The organism is Nostoc sp. CALU 1950 (assembly GCF_051172895.1).
GTDB lineage: Bacteria > Cyanobacteriota > Cyanobacteriia > Cyanobacteriales > Nostocaceae > Nostoc > Nostoc edaphicum_A.
Genome location: NZ_JBDNJQ010000319.1, coordinates 1 through 3067, shown reverse-complemented (window position 1 = coordinate 3067; position 3067 = coordinate 1). Strand labels below are relative to the sequence as shown.

Here is a 3067-nt window from a genome sequence, read left to right as displayed (position 1 = left end):
ATAACTGGTTTACCCATTCTTGTTACTGTACTTCACCAGACTAATAAACGCTATATTTATATTACAAAGTAAACAAGTTATGCGTTACTCAAACGCTTACCAAAACATACTTTTTCAGGGCAGAATACCATATAAAAATTAAAGTTAAATAAAATGCGAAGCGCTAAGGCATCAGAGGTCAAGGTCTGGCACCTAGTAAAGTAAAAAAAATTAGGAGAAAATTATTTGGATTGTTTAAATAAAAGGTTCTGTTCATGTATTATAAAGTTAGTATTGTTTTATTTTGTGAATTAGTTGATTAACTAAGACACAAAACTTAATTCTTGATGATTTTTGCAATCCAAACCTCTTTCAGAAATTAAGCAATAGAGCTATTGCCATTCCCTATCCTCAAGTTCCTTTATCGGCAACAATAAGGTGGCTTCAATTTCCTGCCTGATAGCAGATGTTACTTCACAATTGCTATGCAGGCAATCGAGTAGTAATTGATTAGCATCATAGTAGCGTTGCAACACTTGCTGTTGCTCAGAGTTAAACTGCCACTCGTGGTTAATGTTGCGATAATTAACGACCGTCTTCTTTACCTGTTGGGCCCAAGCTGAATAGTTCGTTTGCGACCATAGTTCAAACCATTGTTGACTTTGACTAGAATTTGGCAACTGGTCAGAGAGTTGTTGCAGGGCTTTATGGAGTCCAACATCCAGAACAATACCCAGAATGTTGCTCATAGCTTCTCCGCAGGCGTGGATATGGGCAAAGTCCTGGCTCCCATCAATTGCACACTCTATCAGCAGGTCATCTAATGCCGCATCCAGAAACATCCCCTGGTCGAGGCTGCTGGCTAGGGCAAAGTGCGAAGCTATGTGCGGAGTCCGACTCAAGGCTAGGTAAAATGCTCTCACTGTCGCATCTTTGGAGTGGATGGGAATACTGCGAGATTTTTGGCTAGCCCAAGTCAAAAACTCTTGTAAATAAGCGTCTTGGGCAACCAGTGTATCAATCTGTTGCTTCATCAACAGTACTAGAGAGTCTGCACTCCTGAGCATGGTGGCGGTTAACAAGAAGATTTCGCGCCAGTGGGGGTCGGTGATATGACTGACTAGACCGGATAGCGCTTGCCCAAATGCCTCCAGGTTATGGCTGGCAACGATTTTCCTCGCTGTGAAGTATTCTTGAAATGCTAGATAGGAAAAGGAAAAAATTCCCCGCGCCCGTTCTGCCAGTAGCCCATGTTGAGCCTCGATTGACTTTAGCGCTGCTTCGCTTTCTATTTGCAGTTCTTCTGCATCCATTCGCACGTTACTTAGATTGTCAATATAGTCACCAATGTATTGCTCAACGACGCGCTGCTCAAAAAAGTACTGACCCTGCTCAAATGTCGCGGCGGCAATCTGACTGAATAACTTGAGTTTTTGTGATAATAAAAACCCTCGGTAAACGCCATCCCGTTCAACGCCTCTAGCTTCATCCCATTTGCCTAATAGAAGGTCTAAACCTTCTTTATAAAAGTCAGTTCGCTTAGTCGGAAATTTTTCTTTCCCGTGAAACACCCAACAGGCAAGATGCAGAAATAGGGGTGTGACGACGAGTTGGCGAAATTGCCAATTTTCATTTAATTCCAACTTCTGAATAAACTGAACGGAGTGGGCAAGACCATCTTTTTGGTTGGTCTTGGTAAAGGCCAAAAACCATTTTTGAGCGAAGGCTCGGATTTGTTCTAAGGTAAAGGGAGCAATTTCAACATCGGTAAAGCCTCGGAGTCTGAGTTTTTGAGCTGCTGTTCGACAGGTCGCCACGAACCGATTTTTGTGATACTTCTCTGAAAATCTGCGAATTTCGTTTAAGACAGGATTGCTTTGTTGGTTAAGAACTTCATCCATGCCATCAAGCAAAAGTAATACCCTACCTTCATTCAGCAAGGTTTCGATGACTGAGGGATCGGAAATTCCAGATGTGATAAATTCCTGGCGGATGTAGTTTAATAGGCTGAACTCGTTGGTAATCTTAGACTCTTGGGCAAAGTTTCTCAGTGTGATCAAGACTGGCACTTGATTTGCTGCAAATGCGCTTTGGTTACATTGAATGGCAAGATGTTGCAAAAAGGTGGTTTTACCTACTCCTGGTTTGCCTAGCACCCTGAGCTTGGAGTATGTTTCAACTGCCTGTGTACCAGGTATCTGTGGCTCGTCAACTTCACCTAAGCCAATACGGTTGAATTCTTTGCGATCGAGGTTTTGCAGATCAGTGATTTCTAACCACTGAAGACTGGCAATTGACTCCAAAATATTCACATCTATATATATGTCATCGATCGCAACTGGACGGCCAATATCCAATAACTGCAAAATGCCACACTGGTCTTGAATTTTGTCGAAGCGTTGCGATCGCACTTTCTGTACTAACTTATCAATATCCGACGCAAGAGGCTGCGCGTATTCTTCTCGTGACAAGAATTCTGCTGGAGGATTAGTCGCAATCTCCCGCCAATTCAGTTCTAAAATCAAACAAATTTCAATAAAGGTATGACGCTCAACTGGACGACCACTCAAAAACCGCCAAATTGGTTGTCTAGTCTTGAGGTTGACTTCTGCTGCTAGATTGTCTTGTGTCCACCCCTTACGGGCAAACGCTCTTTTAGCCTCTTGAATCCCAGTGAGTGATGCTTGGAGCGATCGCTTGACCATAAGACAAAGACTTGATCCTAAAATCAAGCACTCAAACTTTTATTAACATCTTTCATCCTAGAGCTTTTTTTTGTGGTAATCACTCTCTCCAAGGTTCAAGGATATACACAATTAAGAAAAAATACTCTAGCTCTAGTGAGATCCTGTTACATATATTAATTTTTGTAATAACTCAAACACTATAAACTTATTTTATACATTTGAAACTTTGAACAATACTTAATCTCAAGCACCCATCTGTCATAGTCTATGAAGTACAGATTAAGGGCTTATCAATATTTGTCCTTATTCACTATGATTTTAGCTTGAAGATAAATATGAATTTTTCATTAATTAGTAAAGTATATAAAATCATTGAGCTTGCTGAATTAATCTATTGCCCA

1 protein-coding gene is annotated in these 3067 nt (G+C 41.0%); it reads right to left on the bottom strand.

Annotated elements, in window-relative coordinates; all coding sequences use genetic code 11:
• Positions 1-371: 371 nt before the first annotated feature.
• Positions 372-2684, bottom strand: coding sequence for an NACHT domain-containing protein (locus ABF638_RS37415; protein WP_435027789.1), 2313 nt, complete (start codon positions 2682-2684; stop codon positions 372-374).
• Positions 2685-3067: the final 383 nt, after the last annotated feature.

Bases quoted from the DNA above. Each gene is read 5' to 3' on its own strand.
- ABF638_RS37415 (WP_435027789.1), bottom strand. From the start codon at position 2,684: ATGGTCAAGCGATCGCTCCAAGCATCACTCACTGGGATTCAAGAGGCT.